The following is a 21,274-nucleotide window of genomic DNA, read 5'->3' on the forward strand; positions in this document are numbered from 1 at the left end:
CTTATTCTATTTTAGAAATGATCATTAAACATCACCGTCTAAATAATCTGGCGTACCATCATTGTCACTATCAGGAAAAGTAATTTCCCCGGTCTCTTCATTTATAATGATTTCTTCTCTTGTAGGAATAAAGTCACCATCATCATCTTCATCAATATAGTTTGGATAAAGATCTTCGTCTGTATCATCATTTGCGATATTCTCATCATTATTCACATCCTCCATGTAGGAAGGAATACCGTCGTTGTCATGATCGGCTTCATTCACCAGATACAGCTTAAACGTAAACACTAAAGGGCTATATGGCGATATTACACCCTGACGAGTGGAAAAATAACCAAGTCCCGATGGCATAAATACAGCTCCTATCCCGTAATCATTACTCCAGGTAACAGAATTATCTGGATTAACTTCATAGCTTGAAGCTCCTCTAAATTCACTTACTCCCTGAGAAAATCCGGGTACCACTCGAGTCAGATCAAACCATACGGGAGTTACTGCATTATCGAACAAGGTACGATCCAGTAACTGGCCACGGTAAGTAACAAAAGTAGAATCAGCAAAAGTGGGCTTTTCCCCTTCTCCTTCACGAACTTTCAAAACATAAATTGTATAATCTACGTCATCCCTGCTCACTGTTATTTCTTCCAAAAGATTAGATTCAGACAGCGGTGTTTTATCGGCATTGGCTTCGTTTATAGTATCTATGCGAATTACATTATCAAAATCTTCGGAAGGATTTTCAAAATCTTCATAATTGTAGAAATGCGTACTAAGATACTCCTCCAAAGCTTCCCTGTCTTCTACTTCCTGTTCCCCTCGATCCCTTTCAGGAATCGGATCTGTCCCAGAATCATCATCATTATCACAGGCAACCAAAAAGGCAGTCATAAAAAAACCTGCCAACAAAATTTTATTCAACCTCATCAATATGTATTTTAGGGCCGCAAGATACAATAATCTTGTATTTTTGCTTTATGAAATCATTGTAGTTTTAGCGGGAAAATATGAGAGTTGATAAATTTTTATGGTGTGTGCGATATTTCAAAACAAGAAGCATTGCCACCGAAGCATGTAAGCAGGGAAAAGTAAAAGTAAACGGTGCCGGAGTCAAGCCTTCCAGGGAGGTTTATCCTACAGACAGACTGACCATTCGGAAAAACCAGATCAATTACGAAATAGAAGTTCTCGATCTTCCGCCCAGTAGAGTTGGAGCCAAGCTGGTAAATCTTTATATTACAGATGTCACTCCAAAAGAAGAATTTGAAAAGCTGGAGTTGCTGAAGTATTCCCGGGATTATTATCGTAAAAAGGGAACTGGAAGGCCTACAAAAAAAGATCGTCGGGATATTGATGACTGGTTCGAATCGCCGCAGGAGGATTCAAATAAGGAAGCCAAGCCAGAGGAATAACCTACAATACTAATCTACTATACTATTAAAGAGCTTACATTTGAAAAAAGGAACTTCATGAACAAATCATCTGTATTAATACTGGATCACACGCAGATCAATTATAAAATAAAGCGCATTGCTTATCAAATTTATGAATCTAATGTAGATGAAAATTACATTATTCTTGCAGGAATTGCTAAAAACGGATTTGAACTCGCAAATAAGCTAAAAACGGCCTTAGAAGAAATTTCCCCTATTGAAGTAAAGCTATGTGAAGTAAAGATCAACAAAAAGGATCCTTTACAGGAAATTAAAACTTCTCTTGCTCCCGAAGTGTACGAAAATGAATCTATTGTCCTGGTAGATGACGTTTTAAACTCCGGCACTACTTTGATTTATGGAGTACGGCATTTTCTAAATGTACAGCTAAAGCAGTTTAGAACTGCTGTGCTGGTGGACAGAAGCCATAAAAAGTTCCCGGTAAAAGCCGATTTTAAAGGAATCTCCCTTTCCACTTCTCTCAATGAAACTGTGAAAGTTGAGTTTAAAAAAGGTGAAGATCGTGTGGAACTAGTTTAGAAGGGAAAATACTTCCGATGAAATTTCCTGCACATTTTTACCATCTGTAGTTACGGTAAATTCGCTTTGGTTGTAGTAGTACGTTCTTTCGAAAAGGTGTTTCCGAATAAAATCTTCCAGCGCCTCGCTGGACTCCAGATGAGAAATAAGAGGCCTTGTATCACGCTCCTCCCAAAGACGCTCACGAAGGGTTTCCAGGGAAGTTTTTAAATATAAGGACTTCACATGCTCATCCTGAAGAATCATTTCAAGATTATTAGCATAGCAGGGTGTACCACCACCAAGAGAAAGCACGAAAGATTCTTTGGAGCTCAATAACCGCTTTAAAACAGCGTTTTCAGCTTTCCGGAAGTAAATCTCTCCAGAGTCCTCAAAAATGGCAGAAATGCTCTTATTTTCCGCGGAAACGATTTCTTCGTCAAGATCAAGGAATTTTATATCTAGTTTTGCAGCAAGAGATCTCCCAACACTCGATTTTCCCGATCCCATATAACCTAATAAAATAATTTTCATACTCTAAATACATGATTTTGAACCGGTTTTAACGGCTCGTAAAATTCTTGCGCAAATTTATGGCATTTTCTTCTTGAAAAATAAATTAATGATAGTATATTTGCACCCGCATTAGCAAAAGTGCAACAAACAAGATCTGGTAGCTCAGTTGGTAGAGCATCTCCCTTTTAAGGAGAGGGTCCTGGGTTCGAGCCCCAGCCAGATCACTAAAAAAGTTCTTCATTTTATAGAATAACAAAGCCACGGGTTGATGCCCAATGGCAGAAAAAAAGATCTGGTAGCTCAGTTGGTAGAGCATCTCCCTTTTAAGGAGAGGGTCCTGGGTTCGAGCCCCAGCCAGATCACTAAAAAAGTTCTTCATTTTATAGAATAACAAAGCCACGGGTTGATGCCCAATGGCAGAAAAAAAGATCTGGTAGCTCAGTTGGTAGAGCATCTCCCTTTTAAGGAGAGGGTCCTGGGTTCGAGCCCCAGCCAGATCACTAAAAAAGTTCTAATCTTTTTACTAGAACATCATTTTTCCCCGGATCTTCCGGAAAATGATCTCCTCATAATTACAGGCCCAGGTGCTGGAATTGGTAGACAGGCATGGTTGAGGGCCATGTGTCCATTAGGGCGTGCGGGTTCAAGTCCCGCTCTGGGCACTTTTTCACTTCCAGTTATATTTTCTATTTTATTCTTAATTTTCTGTTAATAGAAACATTAACTTTTCCTACATTTTCACGAACAACGGTTAATCGATTTATTGATTATCGTTTTTTTATGACTTTACATCACTTAATTTTTTACCGGTTCCTACAAGGTAATTTCTACTATTATTAAAGTTCTGTTAATCAATTTTTTGAAGGTACAAGAAGAAGGATTTTTATATAGATTTGACAAGAGAATTAGGCACCAAATCAGTAAATATGCGTTTTCAATTATACTCCCAACTCCTTCGACTTGATCTTTCCAACGATCACTTGTTACAGATGTACTATGTCTTATATTATGATATTCCCACAGAAGAAAAGGAATTGGCAGCAAATGTAGATCGCCTAATTCGCCTTAGAGAAAAAATCAAACTGGAACTAAGAGGTCATCTTTTCAATATAAAGAATGCCATTAAGGAATCCAGGATAGCCAGCACAGTGATTGAGTATTTACCCATGTTCCTAAAACTGGAATACCTGGCAAGAAATACCTTTACCAATACAGATTGGGCCGTTTGCTATGAAAAAGAACATGAAAATATAAAATTATATTACGAAACCTTATACAATCAGAATATCTCTTCTACTACAGTAGATATACTTCTACAACAGAAAAGAAATCTTGAGTCATTACCAAAATAGATGAGAGAGATGTAAAGTAATTTTTACTGGGGGGCAAAAATTACTTGTAACAAACTTCGGTTGAAAAACCGGAGTCTCCTCATCTAACTTTATAGTTGCTTAAAAACTCAATTGCCCAGGGCGTTGAGTTTTTTTGTGACTTTATATAATTCCTTTTTTAAAAATTCAATTGCTTCTTCCATGGTATCGATCTTTTTCTGGGAAGTAAAATTTTGATATGGCAGTAATATACTTGTGATTTTTCCTTTAACCACAAAAGCTTGTTTTATTTGAGATTTTTTAAGTTTTACAGCTCCTTCTTCTTCATTAGGATTATCACTCACGAGAATTAAAAAATCATCAGAATTATTCTCCACACGCAAACGTTTCACCACAATTTCCTTCGAAGTTACCAATAATGCTAAGGTGCCATCTAAAAGTTTATCAAATTGATTATATTGTTGGCAGATGAGGATATCACCAGGTAAAAGTGTGGACATCATACTTTCTCCATCCACTTCAAAAAGCTTCTGTTCATGAGCAGGATTTACTCCGGGAATTTTAAACCAATCCAGGTTGTCAAGAAAATCAAGGTCATCAATATTCTCCACGAATCCGGCGTGAGCCTCCTTGTTCACCAGCGGAATAAAACCATTCGCCGAAGATATCTTTAGAAGCATACTATCCCCTCTTAAAATGTAATCTGTAGTGACCTTATATAACTGACTTAATCGAATGATATGCTCCGCAATGATTCCATTTTGTGAATTTTCAATTAAAGAATAAGCTGCCTGTGATATGAATGAATTTTGAGCTACGTATGCCTGCGAAAACTTTTTTCTTTTCCGTAGTTCTTTTAACCTTTTAGCTATTTCTATTTTATACTCCATGGTTGCTGCTGCATTTCGGGCTTATATACTTAACCGGTAACAAAAGTCGTCCTAAAAAACAACAACCAAACTCAATATAACTAATAATAATATCATCGGAAAGCCTTAGTTAATCATCTGTTAAATTTACATTAAAACTTGCGCCCATGAATTATCCATTACGCTACAATACAGGCAGGTTTGAAATTATCTTTCAATATTGTATATAAAAAAAGCTCCTAAAAAGGAGCTTTTATAAAATTAGTAACTGTTAACTCTTAAGCTGCGTTCTGCTTCTTAATAAGATTTAAGGCAGATCCTTCTTTAAACCATTCAATTTGTGGCTGATTGTAAGTGTGAATCGCATTAATTACATCTTTAGAACCATCAGCATGTACGATCTCGATAGTCAAAGGCTTATCTGGAGCAAAACTTTCAAGATCTACGAAATTGAAAGTATCATCTTCCTGGATAAGGTCATAATCATTCTCATTCTCAAAAGTAATTCCTAACATCCCCTGTTTCTTAAGGTTTGTTTCGTGAATTCTCGCAAAAGATTTTACCAGCACTACTTTCACACCCAGGTGACGAGGCTCCATAGCGGCATGTTCTCTTGAAGAACCTTCCCCATAATTATGATCCCCTACTACCACAGTTGGAATCCCGGCTGCTTTGTATTTTCGTTGTGTAGCCGGTACTGCATCATATTCTCCAGTAATTTGACTTTTTACGAAATTAGTTTTCATATTAAAGGCATTTACCGCCCCAATAAGACAGTTGTTTGAAATGTTATCCAAGTGCCCTCTAAAACGTAGCCAAGGCCCCGCCATAGAAATATGGTCTGTAGTACATTTTCCAAATGCCTTGATCAAGAGTTTTGCTCCCGTGAGATTTTTACCATCCCAGGGCTCGAAAGGCTCCAGTAACTGAAGTCTTTCAGATTGAGGATTTACTTTCACTTTTACTGAAGAACCATCTTCTGTTGGTGCCAAATATCCAGGATCTTCCACATCAAATCCTTTTGGTGGCAATTCCAATCCGGTTGGCTCGTCCAGTCTTACTTCTTCTCCATCTTCATTCATCAACGTATCTGTCGTAGGATCAAAATCCAATCTTCCTGAAATGGCAATTGCAGCAACCATTTCTGGAGATCCTACAAAGGCATGTGTATTTGGATTTCCATCGGCACGCTTGGAGAAGTTTCGGTTAAAGGAGTGAACAATCGTGTTTTTTTCTTCTCCTTTTCGGTCACTTCGGTCCCACTGGCCAATACATGGTCCACAGGCATTTGTAAATATAGTGGCATCAAGATCTTCAAAAATCTGAAGTAATCCGTCTCTTTCTGCAGTATATCGTATAGTTTCAGATCCCGGATTAATTCCGAAGTCAGATTTCGCTTTTACTTTTTTGGCAACCGCCTGTTTGGCTATAGATGCCGCGCGGGTTAGATCTTCATAAGAAGAGTTTGTACAGGAACCAATCAAGCCCCAGTCAACATTTATTGGCCAGTCGTTTTCTTTTGCTTTTTTACCCATTTCGGTAATAGGAGTAGCAAGATCTGGTGTGAATGGACCGTTAAGATGTGGTTTCAATTCAGAAAGGTTGATCTCAATCACCTCGTCAAAATACTGCTCAGGATTTGCATAAACCTCGTCATCACCCGTAAGGTATTCCCGAACTTCATTTGCAGCCTCAGCCACATCTGCACGGTTGGTTGCCTTAAGGTAACACTCCATAGATTCATCATACCCAAAAGTAGAAGTTGTAGCTCCTACCTCAGCTCCCATATTACAAATGGTTCCTTTTCCGGTCGCACTCATAGATCGTGCTCCTTCTCCAAAGTATTCAATAATGGCACCGGTTCCACCTTTTACGGTAAGGATTCCCGCAACTTTAAGAATAACATCTTTAGGCGCAGTCCACCCGGAAAGTTTTCCGGATAACTTTACTCCTATCAACTTTGGGAATTTTAGTTCCCAGGGCATACCTGCCATTACATCAACCGCATCGGCACCACCAACTCCAATGGCAACCATTCCTAATCCTCCTGCATTCACAGTGTGAGAATCTGTACCAATCATCATTCCGCCAGGAAATGCGTAATTCTCTAATACTACCTGGTGAATAATTCCTGCTCCAGGTTTCCAGAACCCAATTCCATATTTATTAGATACAGATTCCAGAAAGTCAAAAACTTCATCACTGGATTTTTTCGCACTCGGTAAATCAAATTGCGCTCCCAGTTTAGCCTGAATCAAGTGATCACAGTGAACAGTCGTTGGCACGGCCGCTTGTTTTTTTCCTGCCTGCATGAACTGAAGCAACGCCATTTGCGCTGTAGCATCCTGGCAGGCAATCCTGTCTGGAGAAAATTCCACGTAGTCTTTTCCTCTGGTGAATCCCTGAGAAGGATTGCCATCCCATAAATGAGAATAAAGAATTTTTTCAGAAAGGGTCAAAGGCTTTCCAGTCACTTCCCGCGCTTTATCCACACGTTCAGCTATCTGGCTATACACCTTTTTAATCATATCAATATCGTATGCCATTTTGTGAAGTTTTAATGTTCTAAAAAAGTATTGCAAAATTACGAAATTCCACCGTATTTAAAAATTTGCTTTGAAACTCAATTTTAGATAACAATAATTCAATATTTATTAAATTTTATCGCTAAAAATTAGGCAGTATTCATTCTGAAGACATGAAATTAAGAATTTGATAATCCCAAGTTGGCTAAGGCTCTTTAAAATTCGGAAAAAGCTTCTATTTCAGGAAATTTAGACCAAAACTAAATAAGAAAACAAATATTATAGCTTCTGGAACGCGCAAAGATTCCCTTCAAAATCATTGAAAAAAACTCCTTCAGAATGTCATTTTTGACTGTACTGTTTGAAGAACTTTCAGATTTCGATAGGACATCTTAAAATAGATTATTCCTCAAAACAGTTTTTGAATAATTTGTTCTTCAGAAATACCTTCAGCTTCGGCTTTGTAGTTTTTGATTATCCTGTGACGTAAAATCCCGAAGGCTACTTTTTGTACGTCTTCAATATCGGGTGAAAATTTTCCATTAATTGCTGCATTTGCTTTTGCTGCCAGCACTACATTTTGAGAAGCTCGAGGACCTGCACCCCATTCAACGTATTCTTTAACTAATTGCGGTGCAAGATCACCGGCAGGACGGGTTTTTCCAATTAGGTTCACCGCATACTCAATAACATTATCGGCAACGGGAATACGCCGAATCAACTGCTGAAAATCTACTATTTCCTGTGCAGTAAAAAGAGGATTAATCGTTACTTTCCTGTCTGAAGTGGTACTTTTCACCACTTCCACTTCTTCCTCAAAGGAGGGATAGTCCAATTTAATAGAAAACATAAACCGATCAAGCTGAGCCTCGGGCAAGGGATATGTTCCCTCCTGCTCTATTGGGTTTTGTGTGGCAAGTACAAAATAAGGAGCGTTCAATTTATAATGATGGCCGGCTACCGTGACTGCACGCTCCTGCATAGCTTCAAGAAGTGCAGCCTGTGTCTTTGGCGGAGTCCGGTTAATTTCATCTGCAAGAATAATATTGCTAAAAATAGGTCCCTTCAAAAATTTGAAATGCCTGTTTTCGTCTAAAATTTCAGAACCCAATATGTCGCTCGGCATCAAATCTGGCGTGAATTGAATTCTTTTAAAATCCAGACCCAGTGCCCGTGCAATGGTGTTTACCATCAAAGTTTTTGCCAACCCAGGCACACCTACCAGCAGCGAATGCCCTCCAGAAAAGATGGAAAGAAGTATTTCATCAATTACCTTTTCCTGCCCAACAATAACGCGGGCAATTTCCTGCTTAAGTGCAGAACTTTTCTTTACCAGGTTTTCTACCGCTGCAACATCTGACATGTAGAATTATTTTTTTAGCCAGTTACCACTAAACTCACAGTCCCTATATTCTCCATTCACCTTAATATAGGTGGTTTCAATTTTCTCTTTTTGCCATTTTTCAATCGCCTTTAACTGCTTATCCCTAAGCGCAAGCTCTTTGATCTTGTTATAATCCTGTGCATAATCTGCAATGTGCTCTTCAAAACGATCTGTTACGGTTATGATTTTGTAGATAGGCCTTCCGGTTTCATCCTGATCTGTCAAAACAAGAGAAACTTCTCCTTCTTCAAGGTCGGAAACCTGGCTGTATAGCACAGGGTCGATTTTAGTCAATTCAAAACGTGTATCACCAGTAGTAGGGTTAATTAGTTGTCCGCCGCTCTCCCTAGTTTCAGTTTCATCTGAAACCTCTCTTGCAGCTGCAGCAAAATCTAATTCACCTGCTACTATTTTTTCCCTTACATTATCTATTTCTTCACGAGCTGCAGTTTTCGTTTCTTCAGTAACATCGGGAATTAAAAGAATATGCCTTACATCTACCTGCTGCCCCCGGATCTTATCTACCGTTAAAATATGGAATCCAAACACGGTCTCGAAAGGCTGACTAACCTCACCTTCCTGAAGTGAAAAAGCAGCGTCCTTAAATTCTTTCACATAAGGATCCTGGCGGGACAATGAGATTTTCCCTCCCGAAGCTTTTGAATGAGTATCCTGAGAATAAAGCACGGCTTTGGTATTAAAGCTTGCACCGTTCTCAACAACATCTGCTCTCATCTCCTTTAGGCGGTCGATAATCTTTTGTTTTTCGCTTTGAGGAATTTCAGGTTTAACAACGATTTGAGCAAGTTCTACTTCGGTTCCAAATCTAGGTCGTTCATCTTCAGCAATGTTCTTAAAAAAAGTACGCACTTCTTCGGGAGTCACTTCCACCGCATCTACTATTTGACGCTGCATTTTGGAAGCAAGCATATTTTCTTTATTGATCTCAAAAAGTTCTGTTCTAAATTCAGCTTCATTATCCTTTTTGTAGAATTCCAGAACCTTTTCAAGTGAACCTACCTGTTGCGTCATATAAGCAAGTTGTTGATCTACCTGCGCACTTACTTCAGCATCAGATACCACAAGACTGTCCTGGATAGCATGATGCGCATAAAGCTTGTTCTCCATGATTTGGCCGGCGAGGTTACATTCTGTCACATCTTTTAAAGAGGCTCCCTGGCTTTGAAGGTCCAGGAACATCTTGTCTACATCACTTTCCAGCACCACATAATCCCCCACTACAGCCGCAACACCGTCCACTTTGAATCGCTCTGCCTGCTGGGCATCATTATCTAATGCTGCTACAGCAGGGCTTTCCTGAATAGCAGTACTATCTGTCACCACCACCTGTGCAAAGGCCGAATTACAAAAAGTTCCCATTAAAAAGAGAAATCCTAATTGCTTAATTGTATATTTCAAATTGATCATTTTTAATTGCATCCTGAGTTATATCTTTTTCTAATTTCTTTATTAATTCCAGCTTTCGTTTGTTGAGCAAAATTTGCTTTATATTGGGTAACGTATATTCCAATGGTGCTTGTTCGTTACGCAATTTTACATCTTTCACAGATACCAAATATACTCCTAATGAATCTTCAAGCTGCATGAAATCCTGTTTTTTTAGCAATACGGAGCTGTTCTCTGGCGACAAAGGCCTTATCTTATCATAAACCTGTTTCGTTTGCACCCACACAGAATCATTCAGGGAATAAGAATTGAATTGTATGGCTATATCAAGCAATGCCTGTTTATCTTCCTCGTTGAACCTTCTAAAATGGGTTTTAATGCTTTCAAGATTATTATGATTAGGAGTAAGACTCACATAGCGCAGCTTTACCAAATCTTCATTAAGCTTAAAATTCTCTCCATTCTGCTCATAATATCTTGCGGCTTCTTCAAAAGTTACCGTGGTATCAAGCTGCCTTGAAATGATAGCATCCGTATAAGCCTTGGCATATAATTCATTTCTGTAATTGCTCACCAGTTTATCAAATTCATTCTGCTGCTCCACAGTGAGGTTGACCTTTGCCCTGTCAAGCAGCAAATGCTGAGTCGCCCAACGATTAATATAATTAGACACGATGAGCGCACTATCCTCTTCCGAAGTATTTTCTGAAACTAAAGCTGAAATATCCTCCTTGTACAGGTAAGAATTGTTCACTTTGGCTACGACATCCTTCTCTTCAGTTTTTTCCAAGTAGCTACAGCCGGTTATGAAAAGTACTAAAAGGATTCCAACAAATATGCCTGCTCCAGATTTCAAATTTAATTTTGAGTATTTACTATTTCGGCAAAAATAAGAATTCTGCTATGTTTACCAACTGTTAACCTTAACGAAAACAGCTTCATTTAATTATCCCGTCATTGAAAAAAACGTGCCATTTAATACCATTTTTGAATGATTAGGTAAAAACAAATTATCTTCGAAGAAAAATTTATGGACACAAAAGAAGAGTTACTGAAATTAATTTGGGATTTTAAAGGTCCTGAAGGAAAACGTACTGCAGAACATCACGCAATCCATTTAAAGGAATATATACAACAAGAAAAGATATTTTCTCCTAAAGTGGGTGCAGAGGAGCTAAGCGAAATGCACCACATCGCATATATGGTAGTATCCAGATCTACAATGCCAAAAGTTCGGGATGAATTAAAGCCGCATCGCGGAAAAATATATGAAGAATAGATCTTTTGCTGATTTTTGGCATTTTGGCCGCATAATTGATAGATAAAATTATATTTGTCAAAAATTAACACATATTCATGAAAAAATTTGTTCTACTAATCAGTTTTGCACTTCTAAGTTTTTCCTCTTTCGCACAATCTAAAGTTGGAACCATTGACGTCGAATACATCATTTCTAAAATGCCCGAGATGAACCAGGTAAACGAAGGTCTTAAATCATACAATGACGAACTTCAGAAAAACCTTCAGGATTCTATTGCAAAGTATGAAATACTGGTAAAGGATTACCAGGCGAATAACACCAGCCTTGCGCAAGAAGAGAAACAGGCAAAGGAAAATGAAATTATAGGTTTGGAAAATGAGATTAAAGGCTTTCGTCAAAAAGCAGCCCTTATGATTCAAATGAAAAGGAATGAGCTCACAGAGCCATTATACCAAAAAATTAATGTAGCCATGCTGGAAGTTGTACAGGAAGAAAGTTTTAGTCAAATCCTTCACGTGGGAGGCAATGCCCTGGCATTTTCGGCAGAAGGTTTTGATATTACCGAAAAAGTACTTAAAAAATTAGGGATAGAAGTGACGCAGTAAATGCCATTTTTGGAACCCTTTATTACTATGTTATATGAAAATAGCCGGCAAATTGCCGGCTATTTTATGTTTTATAAATTCTAATCTTATCGGCTATAATTTGGAGATTCCTTCGTAATCGTCACATCGTGTGGATGGCTTTCGTGAATTCCGGAAGAAGTAATTTTTACAAATTTCCCGGTTTCTTTAAGGGTCTCAATGTCTTTAGCTCCACAGTATCCCATTCCGGCACGCAGGCCACCTACAAATTGGTGAATGCTTTCAAAAAGATCCCCTTTATAAGGCACTCTTCCTACAATTCCTTCGGGAACGAGTTTTTTGATATCATCTTCCACATCCTGAAAATAGCGGTCTTTAGATCCCTTTTTCATGGCCTCCACAGATCCCATGCCGCGGTAGGATTTAAATTTTCTACCTTCATAAATAATGGTTTCACCCGGCGATTCTTTTGTTCCAGCCAGCAAAGATCCCAGCATCACGCAATCTGCACCTGCTGCAATCGCTTTTGGAATATCTCCTGTATATCTAATCCCCCCATCTGCAATTACAGGAACTCCGCTGCCTTTAATAGCCGCTGAAACTTCCAGAACAGCACTAAACTGCGGAAAACCAACTCCTGCCACAACTCTTGTGGTACAGATAGAACCGGGACCAATTCCCACTTTTACGGCATCGGCTCCTGCATCTACCAAATATTTAGCTGCTTCGGCAGTGGCAATGTTTCCTACAATCACCTGGAGATCTGGAAATTTATTTTTCACTTCTTTTAATGCATTCACCACCCCACGGGTATGACCGTGTGCAGTATCAATTACCACGGCATCCACCCCGGCTTTTACAAGTGCTTCCGCTCTCTCCACGACATCTCCGGTAACCCCAAGAGCGGCAGCTACACGAAGTCGTCCGTAAGTATCTTTATTTGCTATGGGTTTTTGAGTAAGTTTGGTAATATCTCTAAAAGTAATAAGCCCCACTAATTTATCTTCAGCATTTACTACCGGAAGTTTCTCAATCTTGTTTTCCTGCAGAATTCCTTCAGCATCCTCAAGAGAAGTTCCTTCTGCCACTGTCACTAAATTTTCAGAAGTCATTACTTCAGAAATTGGCCGCTCATTGTTCTTCTCGAACCTAAGATCGCGGTTAGTGACGATTCCCAGCAATTTTCCTTCGTCATCCACAATGGGAATCCCGCCAATGCTATGTTCCTGCATCTGTGCTTTTGCATCACGTACTTTGGCTGTTACAGGAAGAGTAATGGGATCTATGATCATACCACTCTCGGCACGCTTCACTTTTCGCACCTTAAGGGCCTGTTCTTCTATGCTCATGTTCTTGTGAAGCACTCCAATACCTCCTTCGCGAGCCATGGCAATAGCCATTCTACTCTCGGTAACCGTATCCATCGCAGCAGAGACAATGGGAACATTGATGGTAATGTTACGGGTGAATTTGGTCTGGATATTGACCTCTCGGGGTAAAACTTCAGAAAAAGCCGGAACTAAAAGTACGTCGTCGTAGGTTAGTCCTTCCCCCACAATCTTGGATTCGTGTGCAGTCATAGCAATTAAGATTTAATTGCATGCAAATATACGTTCTTTTCGAGAGAAGCGGGAATTATTCTGATAAATAACTGCGAATGAAAATATTTCTACGCTGTGGCAGCCCATTGCGGGACGATGAACCCGTAAAGAAATTGGTTCAAAAAACACCTTTTTTAATGATATGCTGAAAATATTTTTGTTGCCTCATTATGAGAAGATTCGAAGCTCATCATTTTCACATTAGTATCTGCCTTTTTGGAGGTGAAATATGACAACATTTTTTCTGTAGGCATATTGCCGGTAAGTTCATCTTTCGCCATTGGGCAGCCACCAAACCCCTGGATGGCACCATCAAATCTCCTGCAACCCGCTCCATATGCCGCATCCACTTTTTCATGCCACTTCATAGGGGTCGTATGAAGGTGTGCCCCAAACTCTATTTTTGGATACTTCGGAATTAGATTAGAAAAAAGATAAGTAATAATATCTGGTGTGGAACTGCCAATGGTGTCTGAAAGCGACAAAATCTTTACTCCCATTCCCGACAGTTTCTCTGTCCACTCCCCTACAATTTCCACATCCCACGGGTCACCATAGGGATTCCCAAAGCCCATAGACAAGTAAGCCACCACTTCTTTGCCCGACTCATTTGCGATCCCCAGGATCTCATTCAAAGTTTCTACAGATTCGGCAATGGTTTTATGAGTATTCCGCATCTGGAAGTTTTCAGATATTGAAAAAGGGTACCCCAGGTATCGAATTTCAGGATGTTTGGCGGCGTCCTGTGCGCCTCTCGTATTGGCGACAATAGCCAGCAATTTACTTTGAGTTTTTGAAAGATCCAGCTTCGCTAAAACCGCGGCCGTATCTGCCATTTGAGGAATGGCCTTTGGGGAAACAAAACTTCCGAAGTCAATGGTGTCAAATCCGCAGCGCAATAAAGACTGAATGTACTGCACTTTTTTCTCGGTTGGAATAAAATCCCTGATGCCCTGCATGGCATCCCGCGGACATTCGATTATTTTCACTTTCCCCATAGCTTCAAATATAGGGTTTTATTAAGGTATTTTGAAACCCGAAAAACAGGGATTTGCGAGTAAAGAAACGAAAAACTTTAAAAGGTTTATAATCAGGATTTCTTCTTCAGAATTAAAGGAGTATCAATATTCCTATTCCCATGAAAACAACGATCTGCACCCATTTTAAAACAACGCCTGAAGACGGATGCTTCTGAAGGTATTTAGATATTTTGCCGGCCAAAACAGCTACACCTGAAAAGATCATAAAGGCCTGAAGCATAAAAAGCCCTCCCAGAAAATAAAATTGAAGCACTGTATTTCCCTCCGGTTCCCACAAAAAGCCGGGGAAAAAGGCTAAAAAGAAAATGGTGACTTTCGGGTTGAGTACGTTCATAAGAAATCCCTGCCTGAACAGCGAAAAAAGGGATTTTTGATGCACATTTTGGGTGGTGTAAGTTATATCTGCCTCACTTTTCCAGACAATGAAAGCGAGATAAAACAAATACAAAGCTCCGAGAATTTTAATGATTATAAATGTCATTTCCGAAGCACGAATGATCGCCGAAATTCCAAAAGCCACGAGAGAGGTATGAATGAGGATGCCCGTAACGAGCCCCGCTGAAGTGACGATGCCGTGTTTTTTGCCATTCGCCATTCCCTGCACCAGTACAAAAATTATATTGGGGCCCGGGGAAAGCGTTAGAAGAATGGAAGCCGTTAAAAATGGTAAAAGCTGTTCTGTCAACTTCTTATTTGTTAATATCCTGCCCCAAAATAGCTTTATTTATTTTTTTTATAAGCGCCGGACCTTCATAAATAAAACCGGTGTAGAGCTGCACCAAACTTGCTCCTGCTTCCAACTTTTCCAGCGCATCATCGGCGGAATGAATTCCTCCCACCCCAATTATTGGAAAGGCATTTCCGCTTTTTTGAGATAAAAACCGAATGACTTCCGTAGAACGGCTTTTTAAAGGTTTCCCGCTGAGTCCGCCGGTTTCCTTTTTATTTTCAGAAGTAAGTCCTTCTCTGGAAATGGTAGTATTTGTGGCAATCACTCCGGCAATTTGCGTTTCCTTTACAATATCTATGATATCCAGAAGCTGTGCATCGGTCAAATCGGGTGCAATTTTCAGAAGAATTGGTTTAGGTGAGGCTTTCTTGTTATCTTCTTCCTGAAGAGTCTTCAGTAAATTGGTAAGCGGTTCTTTATCCTGAAGCTCCCTCAAATTCGGGGTGTTTGGCGAACTTACATTGACGACAAAATAATCTACATAATCAAAAATCGCATCGAAACAAATCAAATAATCGTCTACCGCCTTCTCATTTGGAGTAGTTTTATTCTTGCCTATATTTCCGCCAATTAAGACATTCTTATTCTTCTTCAGCCGTTCTACTGCAGCTTCTACACCGCCATTATTAAAACCCATTCGGTTTACAATGGCCTCATCTTCTTTTAATCTAAAAAGGCGCTTCTTTTCATTTCCCGGCTGTGGCTTTGGCGTGAGCGTTCCGATTTCAATAAAGCCGAATCCCAAATTTGAAAGTTCATTGTACAACTTTGCATCCTTGTCAAAACCGGCGGCCAATCCTACAGGATTTTTAAATTGTAGTCCAAAAACCTCTTTTTGGAGCCTTGGGTCCTCAAGAAGAAATCTACTTCGGAAAAAATTCTTCATCCCCGGAATTTTTTGAAGCCGGCGCAGAGAATTAAAACTAAAATGATGAACTTCTTCAGGATCCATTTTGAAAAGAAGCGGACGCAGGAAAGATTTGTACATAATGAAGTGTTTGCGCAAAATTAACTGAAATCAAAAAAATAACCGCTGAAAACCTAAAAGGTTTTGAAGCCGACAATGATATAAGTAATTTTGGAAAAAACTATGAAATGACCAATAAACAAGAAATAATTGACCGCTTTATAAGCTACGTGACCATAGATACACAAAGCGACCCCAACAGCAAATCTACTCCCAGCACAGAGAAACAATGGGATTTAGCCAACAAACTTGCAGAGGAACTACAGGAAATGGGGCTGGAGGATGTGAGCATTGATGAGCATGCCTACATCATGGCAACTTTACCTTCCAATGTTTCGCATGAAGTACCCGCCATAGGATTTATTGCTCATTTCGATACCACGCCAGATTTTTCAGGAACCAATGTGAATCCGCAGATCATTGAAAATTATGACGGTGAAGATATCATTCTGAACAAAGAAAAAGACATTATTTTGTCACCTTCTTATTTTGAAGACCTTTTGCTTTACAAGGGACAAACACTTATAACTACCGACGGAAATACTCTATTAGGAGCCGATGATAAAGCAGGAATTACTGAGATTATGACCGCCATGAAATATCTCATCGCCCACCCCGAAATTAAGCACGGGCCAATAAAAGTCGGTTTTACACCAGATGAAGAAATTGGCAGGGGAGCACATAAATTTGATGTGAAAAAATTTGGTGCAGAATGGGCTTACACGATGGACGGTAGCCAGATTGGCGAACTCGAATTCGAGAATTTTAATGCGGCCGGCGCAGTGGTAACTGTCAAAGGTAAAAGCGTACATCCTGGATATGCAAAAGACAAGATGGTGAACAGCATGTACATTGCACAGGATTTTATCAATTCTCTGCCACGCCTGGAAACCCCGGAACATACCGAAGATCGGCAGGGTTTCTTTCATCTTTCAAATATTGAAGGTGATGTGGAAGAAACGAAATTACAGTACATCATTAGAGATCATGACAGGAACCATTTTGAAGCCCGCAAGGAAATGATGCAGGACCTAGTGGCGGAGATCAATTCCCAGCATGAAAAAGAAGTGATTGAGATTAAAATTGAAGATCAATACTTCAACATGCGCGAGAAAGTAGAACCTGTAAAACATATTGTAGAGATTGCAAGAATGGCCATGGAAGCCGTAGCTATAGAACCAATCCTGAAACCCATTCGTGGCGGAACCGACGGTGCACAGCTAAGTTTCATGGGGCTTCCCTGTCCTAATATTTTCGCCGGCGGACACAACTTCCATGGAAAATATGAGTATGTGCCTGTTGAAAGTATGCAAAAGGCAGTAGAAGTAATTGTAAAGATTACCGAACTTACTGCTGAAAAATATGACAAGAAATAACATTTTTTGATCCCGGTTATTACAACCGGGATCATTTATATCTTCAGGATTATGGCAGTATCATCAGTTGAGGCATATATAATCAAGCATCAAAAATGGCAAAAACAGCTTGAGATCTTACGCGACCTTTTACTTTCAGAAGGCCTGGAGGAGACGATCAAATGGGGAGCACCGGTATATATGCACAATAATAAAAATGTGATGAACCTTGCTGCCTTTAAAAACCACTTTGCCCTGTGGTTTTTCAAAGGTGCTTTACTAGCAGAAAACACAGAGCTGCTTCAAAATGCACAGGAAGGTAAAACACAGTTCATGCGCCAAATTAGGTTCGAAAACAACCAAGAAGTTGATGTAAAGAAAATAAGACCTTACATTCTGGAAGCTATTCAAAATGAAAAGAATGGAAAAGAAATTAAATCTGTTCCTAAGGCTAAAAAGGCAGAAATTCCTGCCGAGTTAAAAGCAGTTTTCGATGACCAGGAAGACGTTAGAAAAGCTTTTGAACAATTATCACCAGGAAAGCAGAAAGAATACGCTTTATATATTTCAGAAGCTAAAAGGGAAGCAACCAAAAAAAACCGGCTTGATAAAATAATTCCAATGATCCTTGAGGGCAGTGGGCTTCATGACAAGTATAAAAAGTAAAAAGGCTGCTCTTAAAAGAACAGCCTTTTTTACCTTTTTTGAAACTTCAGGAAATTATTTCTTCTCCTTTACCGGCGCATTTAATTTCTGACTCATTTCCATAGAAACAGAAGACCTGTCAAAAGTTATTTTTCCTGCTCCGGTTTCAATGATAACCGCATTTTGTTTTTCACTAAAGTCAATTATTTTACCGTGCATTCCGCTTTTGGTTACAATCCTGTCGCCTTTTTTAAGTTCAGACGCGAATTGTTTTTCCTGCTTTGCACGCTTCATTTGGGGGCGTATCATAAAAAAATACACCACTACAAACATTAAAATAATTGGTGCAAACTGTGCTATTTGATCCATATGGTAATTTCTTGCTTTTTGTCTCTTAAGACTGCTCTCCTTTTGGAGTTACAAAAGCTTTAATTTTAATTTTTTCTGTACCGCTTTCTGTATTAGCAGTAAGAGTAACTGTTTTACTAACCTGGTTTTGACCACTTCCGTTAAATTTCACAAGCATTTCGCCGGTTTCTCCCGGTGCAATAGGTTCTTTTGTCCATGTAGGAACGGTACAACCACAAGTACTTTTCGCGTTTGTAATTACGAGCGGTGCGTTCCCCGTATTAGTAAAGGTAAAAGTATGTTCTACTGGTGTACCTTGTTCAATGGTACCAAAATCGTGTTCATTTTCCTCAAAGCTTATTTCAGGATAAACTACTGCCTGCGCATCACGCTCTGCAGCTTCCTCTACATTTTCTGCCTTGACCTTGTTGGCTGCATCTTCTTTACAGGAAGTAAAAGCCATCGCAGCAAAAACCGCTAATAAAAGCATTCCTTTTTTCATGATTTTTAATTTATAGTTATAGAAGGTAAAATTAAGAAATTTTATTGATTACATGAGTCCGCGTCCCATTTTATTAAGCTTCCCGTTTTCCTTGTACTCTTTCGATAATTTATCGAGAATCCCGTTGATGAAAACGCTGCTTTTCGGGGTGCTGTATTCCTTCGCTATTTCCAGATATTCATTGATAGTAACCTTTACCGGAATAGATGGAAATTTCATAAACTCGCAAATGGCCATTTTAATGAGAATCGTATCAAGATCTGCAATCCTGTCTTTATCCCAGTTTGGTGTCTTCCCTTCCATTTCTGCGGAAAGCATCTCATCATTTAGCAAAGTTTTTCTAAAAAGCTGAATTGCAAATTCCTTGTCCTCGTCATTTTTGAAAAGTTTTGTGAGCGCCTGCTCATTACCACCTTCCTTTAACTTCTGAAGCATTTTTACAATAGCGGTATTCACAAGCGGAAGATCATCCAGCCAGGTGATTTTCTTGTCTTCCAGATAATCATACAATTTTTCATTGGGAGCTATGATCTCTTTGAAAATGTGGAGCACAAAATTTTTATCCGCTTTAAAGTCTGACGTTCGGGTAGACATATACTCCTCATAAACATCACTCTCTTTTATTTCATTAAAGAGGATGCTCACATATTCATCATCATTTTTCCAATTATTGAGCTTTCGGGCCTCCAGCGCATTTTGAAGACTGCTGTGGTTTTCAAGCTTTTGAAGGACCTGGTTTTCAACAAATTTTCTATTGGGATCAATATCTTCCTGGGTTGGAAGGTGTTTTTGCTGGGACTTTTCAAGATATCCTTCAGACTGGTTCTTTATCTCCACCATCAAATCCAAAAGCAATAGGTAGAGGTCGTACATTTCGTTCATACTCTTCAGAAGAAATTTCTCTTCTGAAATCATATTGTCATTTTTGCTCTGGGAATACGCGTAAAGCGACTGCATTACTTTAACTCTAATATGTCTTCTGGTCAACATAGGTGTAAAAGAACTTTTAAAAATTAGTAGGGCGAAAGATGATTTCTTTCGCCCTGCAAAAATACTATTAAATTAAAAACTCCCCTGACTTTATTGGAGTTTTTTTCTGTCTTCAATTCGCTGTTTTGCAATTTGTAAAGCAGCGGCATGTGTAGAAATATCTGCGGAATCTGCCTTTTTGAAGATCTCTAACGTGGTATTATAAATGTTCTCTGTTTTTCTGCAAATTTCTTTCTTGTCGTAACCTTCCAGTTCTGCATAAACATTTATAATCCCCCCAGCATTAATTAAGAAATCGGGTGCATAAACAATTCCTTTATTTCTTAATTCGGTGCCATGTTTCAGCTCATCTGCCAGCTGATTGTTGGCTGCCCCGGCAATTACTTTTGCTTTAAGCCTCTCCAGGGCTTCATCATTCACGGTTGCTCCCAAAGCACAGGGTGCATAAATATCTACATCTGCATTGTACACATCTGCACCTTCGAATATTTTTGCGCCATAGCGTGAACTCACAAAATTCAATCGCTCCTCGTTAATATCACTAATATATATCTCGGCTCCTTCGTGCGTTAGGTGTTCCACCAAAGCTTCTCCAACATGCCCAATTCCCTGAACAAGGATTTTTTTCCCTTCTAAATGGTCGTTTCCAAACTTGTAATATGCAGCAGCTTTCATTCCCATGAAAACCCCATATGCGGTAATAGGAGAAGGATTTCCTGCACCTCCCCTATCTTCAGAAATTCCCGTTACAAACGGCGTTACCTCACGAACAAGGTCCATATCTGAAGTTTCCATTCCTACGTCTTCCGCAGTAATATATTTCCCGCTAAGAGAATGAACAAACTCTCCAAACCTGCGCATTAATGCCGGAGTTTTTTGAGTTTTGGCATCACCTAAAATCACGGCTTTACCTCCTCCTAAATTAAGGCCAGTAATGGCACTTTTAAAGGTCATTCCCCGGGATAATCGTAAAACATCATTCAAAGCATCCCATTCATTCTCATAATTCCACATTCTGGTACCACCCAGGGCAGGACCTAAAACTGTATTATGGATTCCAATAATTGCCTTTAATCCTGTATCTTTGTCATTGCAAAAAACGACCTGTTCATGGTCGTCAAATGACAACTGTCCAAAGACCGGCGCGGATTTTTTAAGGTCATCTGCCTTAACAACATCAACTGTCATACTAATTAAATTAGAATTTTTAATTACCTAAAATCGGAGGGCAAAAGTAAAGAATATTTCAAACTCAATCACACATTAC

General features: G+C 39.3%; 22 protein-coding genes and 4 tRNA genes. 11 read left to right on the plus strand and 15 right to left on the minus strand.

Annotated elements, in window-relative coordinates; translation table 11 throughout:
* Nucleotides 1-24: 24 nt before the first annotated feature.
* Nucleotides 25-927, minus strand: a complete 903-nt coding sequence (locus ACOV1Q_RS12325) for an FKBP-type peptidyl-prolyl cis-trans isomerase (RefSeq protein ID WP_424494705.1) — start codon at nucleotides 925-927, stop codon at nucleotides 25-27.
* Between the two features lie 80 nt (nucleotides 928-1,007).
* Here ACOV1Q_RS12325 and ACOV1Q_RS12330 point away from each other — a divergent pair, with 80 nt between their 5' ends.
* Both ACOV1Q_RS12330 and ACOV1Q_RS12335 read left to right on the plus strand, forming a co-directional pair.
* Complete coding sequence (locus tag ACOV1Q_RS12330) at nucleotides 1,008-1,412, plus strand: RNA-binding S4 domain-containing protein (RefSeq protein ID WP_424494706.1); 405 nt, start codon at nucleotides 1,008-1,010, stop codon at nucleotides 1,410-1,412.
* Between the two features lie 57 nt (nucleotides 1,413-1,469).
* Nucleotides 1,470-1,973, plus strand: a complete 504-nt coding sequence (locus tag ACOV1Q_RS12335; protein ID WP_424494707.1) for a phosphoribosyltransferase family protein — start codon at nucleotides 1,470-1,472, stop codon at nucleotides 1,971-1,973.
* On the opposite strand, the gene ACOV1Q_RS12340 is transcribed toward ACOV1Q_RS12335, so the two are convergent.
* The gene (locus tag ACOV1Q_RS12340; protein WP_424494708.1) at nucleotides 1,965-2,486 is read right to left on the minus strand and encodes a shikimate kinase; all 522 of its coding nucleotides are present in this window, start codon (nucleotides 2,484-2,486) and stop codon (nucleotides 1,965-1,967) included. The two genes, ACOV1Q_RS12335 and ACOV1Q_RS12340, sit on opposite strands and share 9 nt — an antisense overlap.
* 133 nt (nucleotides 2,487-2,619) lie before the next feature.
* Between ACOV1Q_RS12340 and ACOV1Q_RS12345 the strand changes: the two genes are divergently transcribed.
* From ACOV1Q_RS12345 to ACOV1Q_RS12365, 5 genes are all read left to right on the plus strand, one after another.
* A tRNA-Lys gene (locus ACOV1Q_RS12345) sits at nucleotides 2,620-2,692 on the plus strand.
* A 65-nt stretch (nucleotides 2,693-2,757) separates the two neighbouring features.
* A tRNA-Lys gene (locus tag ACOV1Q_RS12350) sits at nucleotides 2,758-2,830 on the plus strand.
* Between the two features lie 65 nt (nucleotides 2,831-2,895).
* Nucleotides 2,896-2,968: transfer RNA gene (locus tag ACOV1Q_RS12355), tRNA-Lys, on the plus strand.
* Nucleotides 2,969-3,046: 78 nt separating this feature from the next.
* A tRNA-Leu gene (locus tag ACOV1Q_RS12360) sits at nucleotides 3,047-3,130 on the plus strand.
* A gap of 264 nt (nucleotides 3,131-3,394) precedes the next feature.
* The gene (locus ACOV1Q_RS12365) at nucleotides 3,395-3,820 is read left to right on the plus strand and encodes a hypothetical protein (protein WP_424494709.1); all 426 of its coding nucleotides are present in this window, start codon (nucleotides 3,395-3,397) and stop codon (nucleotides 3,818-3,820) included.
* Between the two features lie 107 nt (nucleotides 3,821-3,927).
* Here ACOV1Q_RS12365 and ACOV1Q_RS12370 read toward each other — a convergent pair whose 3' ends face one another.
* The 5 genes from ACOV1Q_RS12370 to ACOV1Q_RS12390 all read right to left on the minus strand — a co-directional run bounded on the left by ACOV1Q_RS12370 (nucleotide 3,928) and on the right by ACOV1Q_RS12390 (nucleotide 10,840).
* On the minus strand, nucleotides 3,928-4,689 hold the full coding sequence (locus ACOV1Q_RS12370) for an XRE family transcriptional regulator (RefSeq protein ID WP_424494710.1): 762 nt from the start codon (nucleotides 4,687-4,689) through the stop codon (nucleotides 3,928-3,930).
* A 257-nt stretch (nucleotides 4,690-4,946) separates the two neighbouring features.
* Entirely contained in the window at nucleotides 4,947-7,214 is a 2,268-nt protein-coding gene (locus ACOV1Q_RS12375) for an aconitate hydratase (protein ID WP_424494711.1), read from the minus strand.
* A gap of 388 nt (nucleotides 7,215-7,602) precedes the next feature.
* Nucleotides 7,603-8,556 (minus strand): AAA family ATPase, encoded by a 954-nt coding sequence (locus tag ACOV1Q_RS12380; protein WP_424494712.1) that lies wholly within the window; start codon nucleotides 8,554-8,556, stop codon nucleotides 7,603-7,605.
* 6 nt (nucleotides 8,557-8,562) lie between these two features.
* Complete coding sequence (locus tag ACOV1Q_RS12385; RefSeq protein WP_424494713.1) at nucleotides 8,563-10,017, minus strand: peptidylprolyl isomerase; 1,455 nt, start codon at nucleotides 10,015-10,017, stop codon at nucleotides 8,563-8,565.
* A complete protein-coding gene (locus ACOV1Q_RS12390; protein WP_424494714.1) occupies nucleotides 9,980-10,840 on the minus strand; it encodes a peptidyl-prolyl cis-trans isomerase in 861 nt (286 codons plus the stop codon). Before ACOV1Q_RS12390 ends, ACOV1Q_RS12385 begins: the two co-directional genes overlap by 38 nt.
* Nucleotides 10,841-11,014: 174 nt before the next feature.
* Between ACOV1Q_RS12390 and ACOV1Q_RS12395 the strand changes: the two genes are divergently transcribed.
* Together ACOV1Q_RS12395 and ACOV1Q_RS12400 are read left to right on the plus strand one after the other, a co-directional pair.
* Nucleotides 11,015-11,263 (plus strand): hypothetical protein, encoded by a 249-nt coding sequence (locus tag ACOV1Q_RS12395; protein ID WP_424494715.1) that lies wholly within the window; start codon nucleotides 11,015-11,017, stop codon nucleotides 11,261-11,263.
* A gap of 77 nt (nucleotides 11,264-11,340) precedes the next feature.
* Nucleotides 11,341-11,850, plus strand: a complete 510-nt coding sequence (locus ACOV1Q_RS12400; RefSeq protein ID WP_424494716.1) for an OmpH/Skp family outer membrane protein — start codon at nucleotides 11,341-11,343, stop codon at nucleotides 11,848-11,850.
* Nucleotides 11,851-11,936: 86 nt separating this feature from the next.
* On the opposite strand, the gene guaB is transcribed toward ACOV1Q_RS12400, so the two are convergent.
* The 4 genes from guaB to ACOV1Q_RS12420 form a co-directional block, all read right to left on the minus strand.
* Nucleotides 11,937-13,409: an IMP dehydrogenase gene (gene guaB, locus ACOV1Q_RS12405; RefSeq protein ID WP_424494717.1), complete on the minus strand. Its 1,473-nt coding sequence runs from the start codon at nucleotides 13,407-13,409 to the stop codon at nucleotides 11,937-11,939.
* 155 nt (nucleotides 13,410-13,564) lie between these two features.
* The gene (locus ACOV1Q_RS12410; RefSeq protein ID WP_424494718.1) at nucleotides 13,565-14,428 is read right to left on the minus strand and encodes a hydroxymethylglutaryl-CoA lyase; all 864 of its coding nucleotides are present in this window, start codon (nucleotides 14,426-14,428) and stop codon (nucleotides 13,565-13,567) included.
* A 112-nt stretch (nucleotides 14,429-14,540) separates the two neighbouring features.
* Complete coding sequence (locus ACOV1Q_RS12415; protein WP_424494719.1) at nucleotides 14,541-15,155, minus strand: LysE family translocator; 615 nt, start codon at nucleotides 15,153-15,155, stop codon at nucleotides 14,541-14,543.
* 4 nt (nucleotides 15,156-15,159) lie between these two features.
* Complete coding sequence (locus tag ACOV1Q_RS12420) at nucleotides 15,160-16,188, minus strand: quinone-dependent dihydroorotate dehydrogenase (protein WP_424494720.1); 1,029 nt, start codon at nucleotides 16,186-16,188, stop codon at nucleotides 15,160-15,162.
* A gap of 107 nt (nucleotides 16,189-16,295) precedes the next feature.
* On the opposite strand from ACOV1Q_RS12420, the gene pepT reads away from it, so the two are divergent.
* Both pepT and ACOV1Q_RS12430 read left to right on the plus strand, forming a co-directional pair.
* Entirely contained in the window at nucleotides 16,296-17,543 is a 1,248-nt protein-coding gene (pepT, locus tag ACOV1Q_RS12425; protein ID WP_424494721.1) for a peptidase T, read from the plus strand.
* 51 nt (nucleotides 17,544-17,594) lie between these two features.
* A complete protein-coding gene (locus ACOV1Q_RS12430; protein WP_424494722.1) occupies nucleotides 17,595-18,188 on the plus strand; it encodes a YdeI/OmpD-associated family protein in 594 nt (197 codons plus the stop codon).
* 54 nt (nucleotides 18,189-18,242) lie between these two features.
* Here ACOV1Q_RS12430 and yajC read toward each other — a convergent pair whose 3' ends face one another.
* From yajC to ACOV1Q_RS12450, 4 genes are all read right to left on the minus strand, one after another.
* Complete coding sequence (gene yajC, locus ACOV1Q_RS12435) at nucleotides 18,243-18,536, minus strand: preprotein translocase subunit YajC (RefSeq protein WP_424494723.1); 294 nt, start codon at nucleotides 18,534-18,536, stop codon at nucleotides 18,243-18,245.
* Nucleotides 18,537-18,561: 25 nt separating this feature from the next.
* A complete protein-coding gene (locus ACOV1Q_RS12440) occupies nucleotides 18,562-19,017 on the minus strand; it encodes a DUF1573 domain-containing protein (RefSeq protein WP_424494724.1) in 456 nt (151 codons plus the stop codon).
* A 48-nt stretch (nucleotides 19,018-19,065) separates the two neighbouring features.
* Nucleotides 19,066-20,007 (minus strand): transcription antitermination factor NusB, encoded by a 942-nt coding sequence (gene nusB / locus ACOV1Q_RS12445; protein ID WP_424494725.1) that lies wholly within the window; start codon nucleotides 20,005-20,007, stop codon nucleotides 19,066-19,068.
* A gap of 90 nt (nucleotides 20,008-20,097) precedes the next feature.
* The gene (locus tag ACOV1Q_RS12450; RefSeq protein ID WP_424494726.1) at nucleotides 20,098-21,195 is read right to left on the minus strand and encodes a Glu/Leu/Phe/Val family dehydrogenase; all 1,098 of its coding nucleotides are present in this window, start codon (nucleotides 21,193-21,195) and stop codon (nucleotides 20,098-20,100) included.
* Nucleotides 21,196-21,274 lie beyond the last annotated feature (79 nt).

Origin of the sequence: Salinimicrobium maris (assembly GCF_049680855.1) — a bacterium.
Lineage (GTDB): Bacteria > Bacteroidota > Bacteroidia > Flavobacteriales > Flavobacteriaceae > Salinimicrobium.

Excerpts from the sequence above, each read along its gene's own strand:
- ACOV1Q_RS12325 (WP_424494705.1), bottom strand. The coding sequence starts at position 927 with ATGAGGTTGAATAAAATTTTGTTGGCAGGTTTTTTTATGACTGCCTTT.
- ACOV1Q_RS12330 (WP_424494706.1), top strand. The coding sequence starts at position 1,008 with ATGAGAGTTGATAAATTTTTATGGTGTGTGCGATATTTCAAAACAAGA.
- ACOV1Q_RS12335 (WP_424494707.1), top strand. The coding sequence starts at position 1,470 with ATGAACAAATCATCTGTATTAATACTGGATCACACGCAGATCAATTAT.
- ACOV1Q_RS12340 (WP_424494708.1), bottom strand. The coding sequence starts at position 2,486 with ATGAAAATTATTTTATTAGGTTATATGGGATCGGGAAAATCGAGTGTT.
- ACOV1Q_RS12365 (WP_424494709.1), top strand. The coding sequence starts at position 3,395 with ATGCGTTTTCAATTATACTCCCAACTCCTTCGACTTGATCTTTCCAAC.
- ACOV1Q_RS12370 (WP_424494710.1), bottom strand. The coding sequence starts at position 4,689 with ATGGAGTATAAAATAGAAATAGCTAAAAGGTTAAAAGAACTACGGAAA.
- ACOV1Q_RS12375 (WP_424494711.1), bottom strand. The coding sequence starts at position 7,214 with ATGGCATACGATATTGATATGATTAAAAAGGTGTATAGCCAGATAGCT.
- ACOV1Q_RS12380 (WP_424494712.1), bottom strand. The coding sequence starts at position 8,556 with ATGTCAGATGTTGCAGCGGTAGAAAACCTGGTAAAGAAAAGTTCTGCA.
- ACOV1Q_RS12385 (WP_424494713.1), bottom strand. The coding sequence starts at position 10,017 with ATGCAATTAAAAATGATCAATTTGAAATATACAATTAAGCAATTAGGA.
- ACOV1Q_RS12395 (WP_424494715.1), top strand. The coding sequence starts at position 11,015 with ATGGACACAAAAGAAGAGTTACTGAAATTAATTTGGGATTTTAAAGGT.
- ACOV1Q_RS12400 (WP_424494716.1), top strand. The coding sequence starts at position 11,341 with ATGAAAAAATTTGTTCTACTAATCAGTTTTGCACTTCTAAGTTTTTCC.
- guaB (WP_424494717.1), bottom strand. The coding sequence starts at position 13,409 with ATGACTGCACACGAATCCAAGATTGTGGGGGAAGGACTAACCTACGAC.
- ACOV1Q_RS12410 (WP_424494718.1), bottom strand. The coding sequence starts at position 14,428 with ATGGGGAAAGTGAAAATAATCGAATGTCCGCGGGATGCCATGCAGGGC.
- ACOV1Q_RS12420 (WP_424494720.1), bottom strand. The coding sequence starts at position 16,188 with ATGTACAAATCTTTCCTGCGTCCGCTTCTTTTCAAAATGGATCCTGAA.
- pepT (WP_424494721.1), top strand. The coding sequence starts at position 16,296 with ATGACCAATAAACAAGAAATAATTGACCGCTTTATAAGCTACGTGACC.
- ACOV1Q_RS12430 (WP_424494722.1), top strand. The coding sequence starts at position 17,595 with ATGGCAGTATCATCAGTTGAGGCATATATAATCAAGCATCAAAAATGG.
- yajC (WP_424494723.1), bottom strand. The coding sequence starts at position 18,536 with ATGGATCAAATAGCACAGTTTGCACCAATTATTTTAATGTTTGTAGTG.
- ACOV1Q_RS12440 (WP_424494724.1), bottom strand. The coding sequence starts at position 19,017 with ATGAAAAAAGGAATGCTTTTATTAGCGGTTTTTGCTGCGATGGCTTTT.
- nusB (WP_424494725.1), bottom strand. The coding sequence starts at position 20,007 with ATGTTGACCAGAAGACATATTAGAGTTAAAGTAATGCAGTCGCTTTAC.
- ACOV1Q_RS12450 (WP_424494726.1), bottom strand. The coding sequence starts at position 21,195 with ATGACAGTTGATGTTGTTAAGGCAGATGACCTTAAAAAATCCGCGCCG.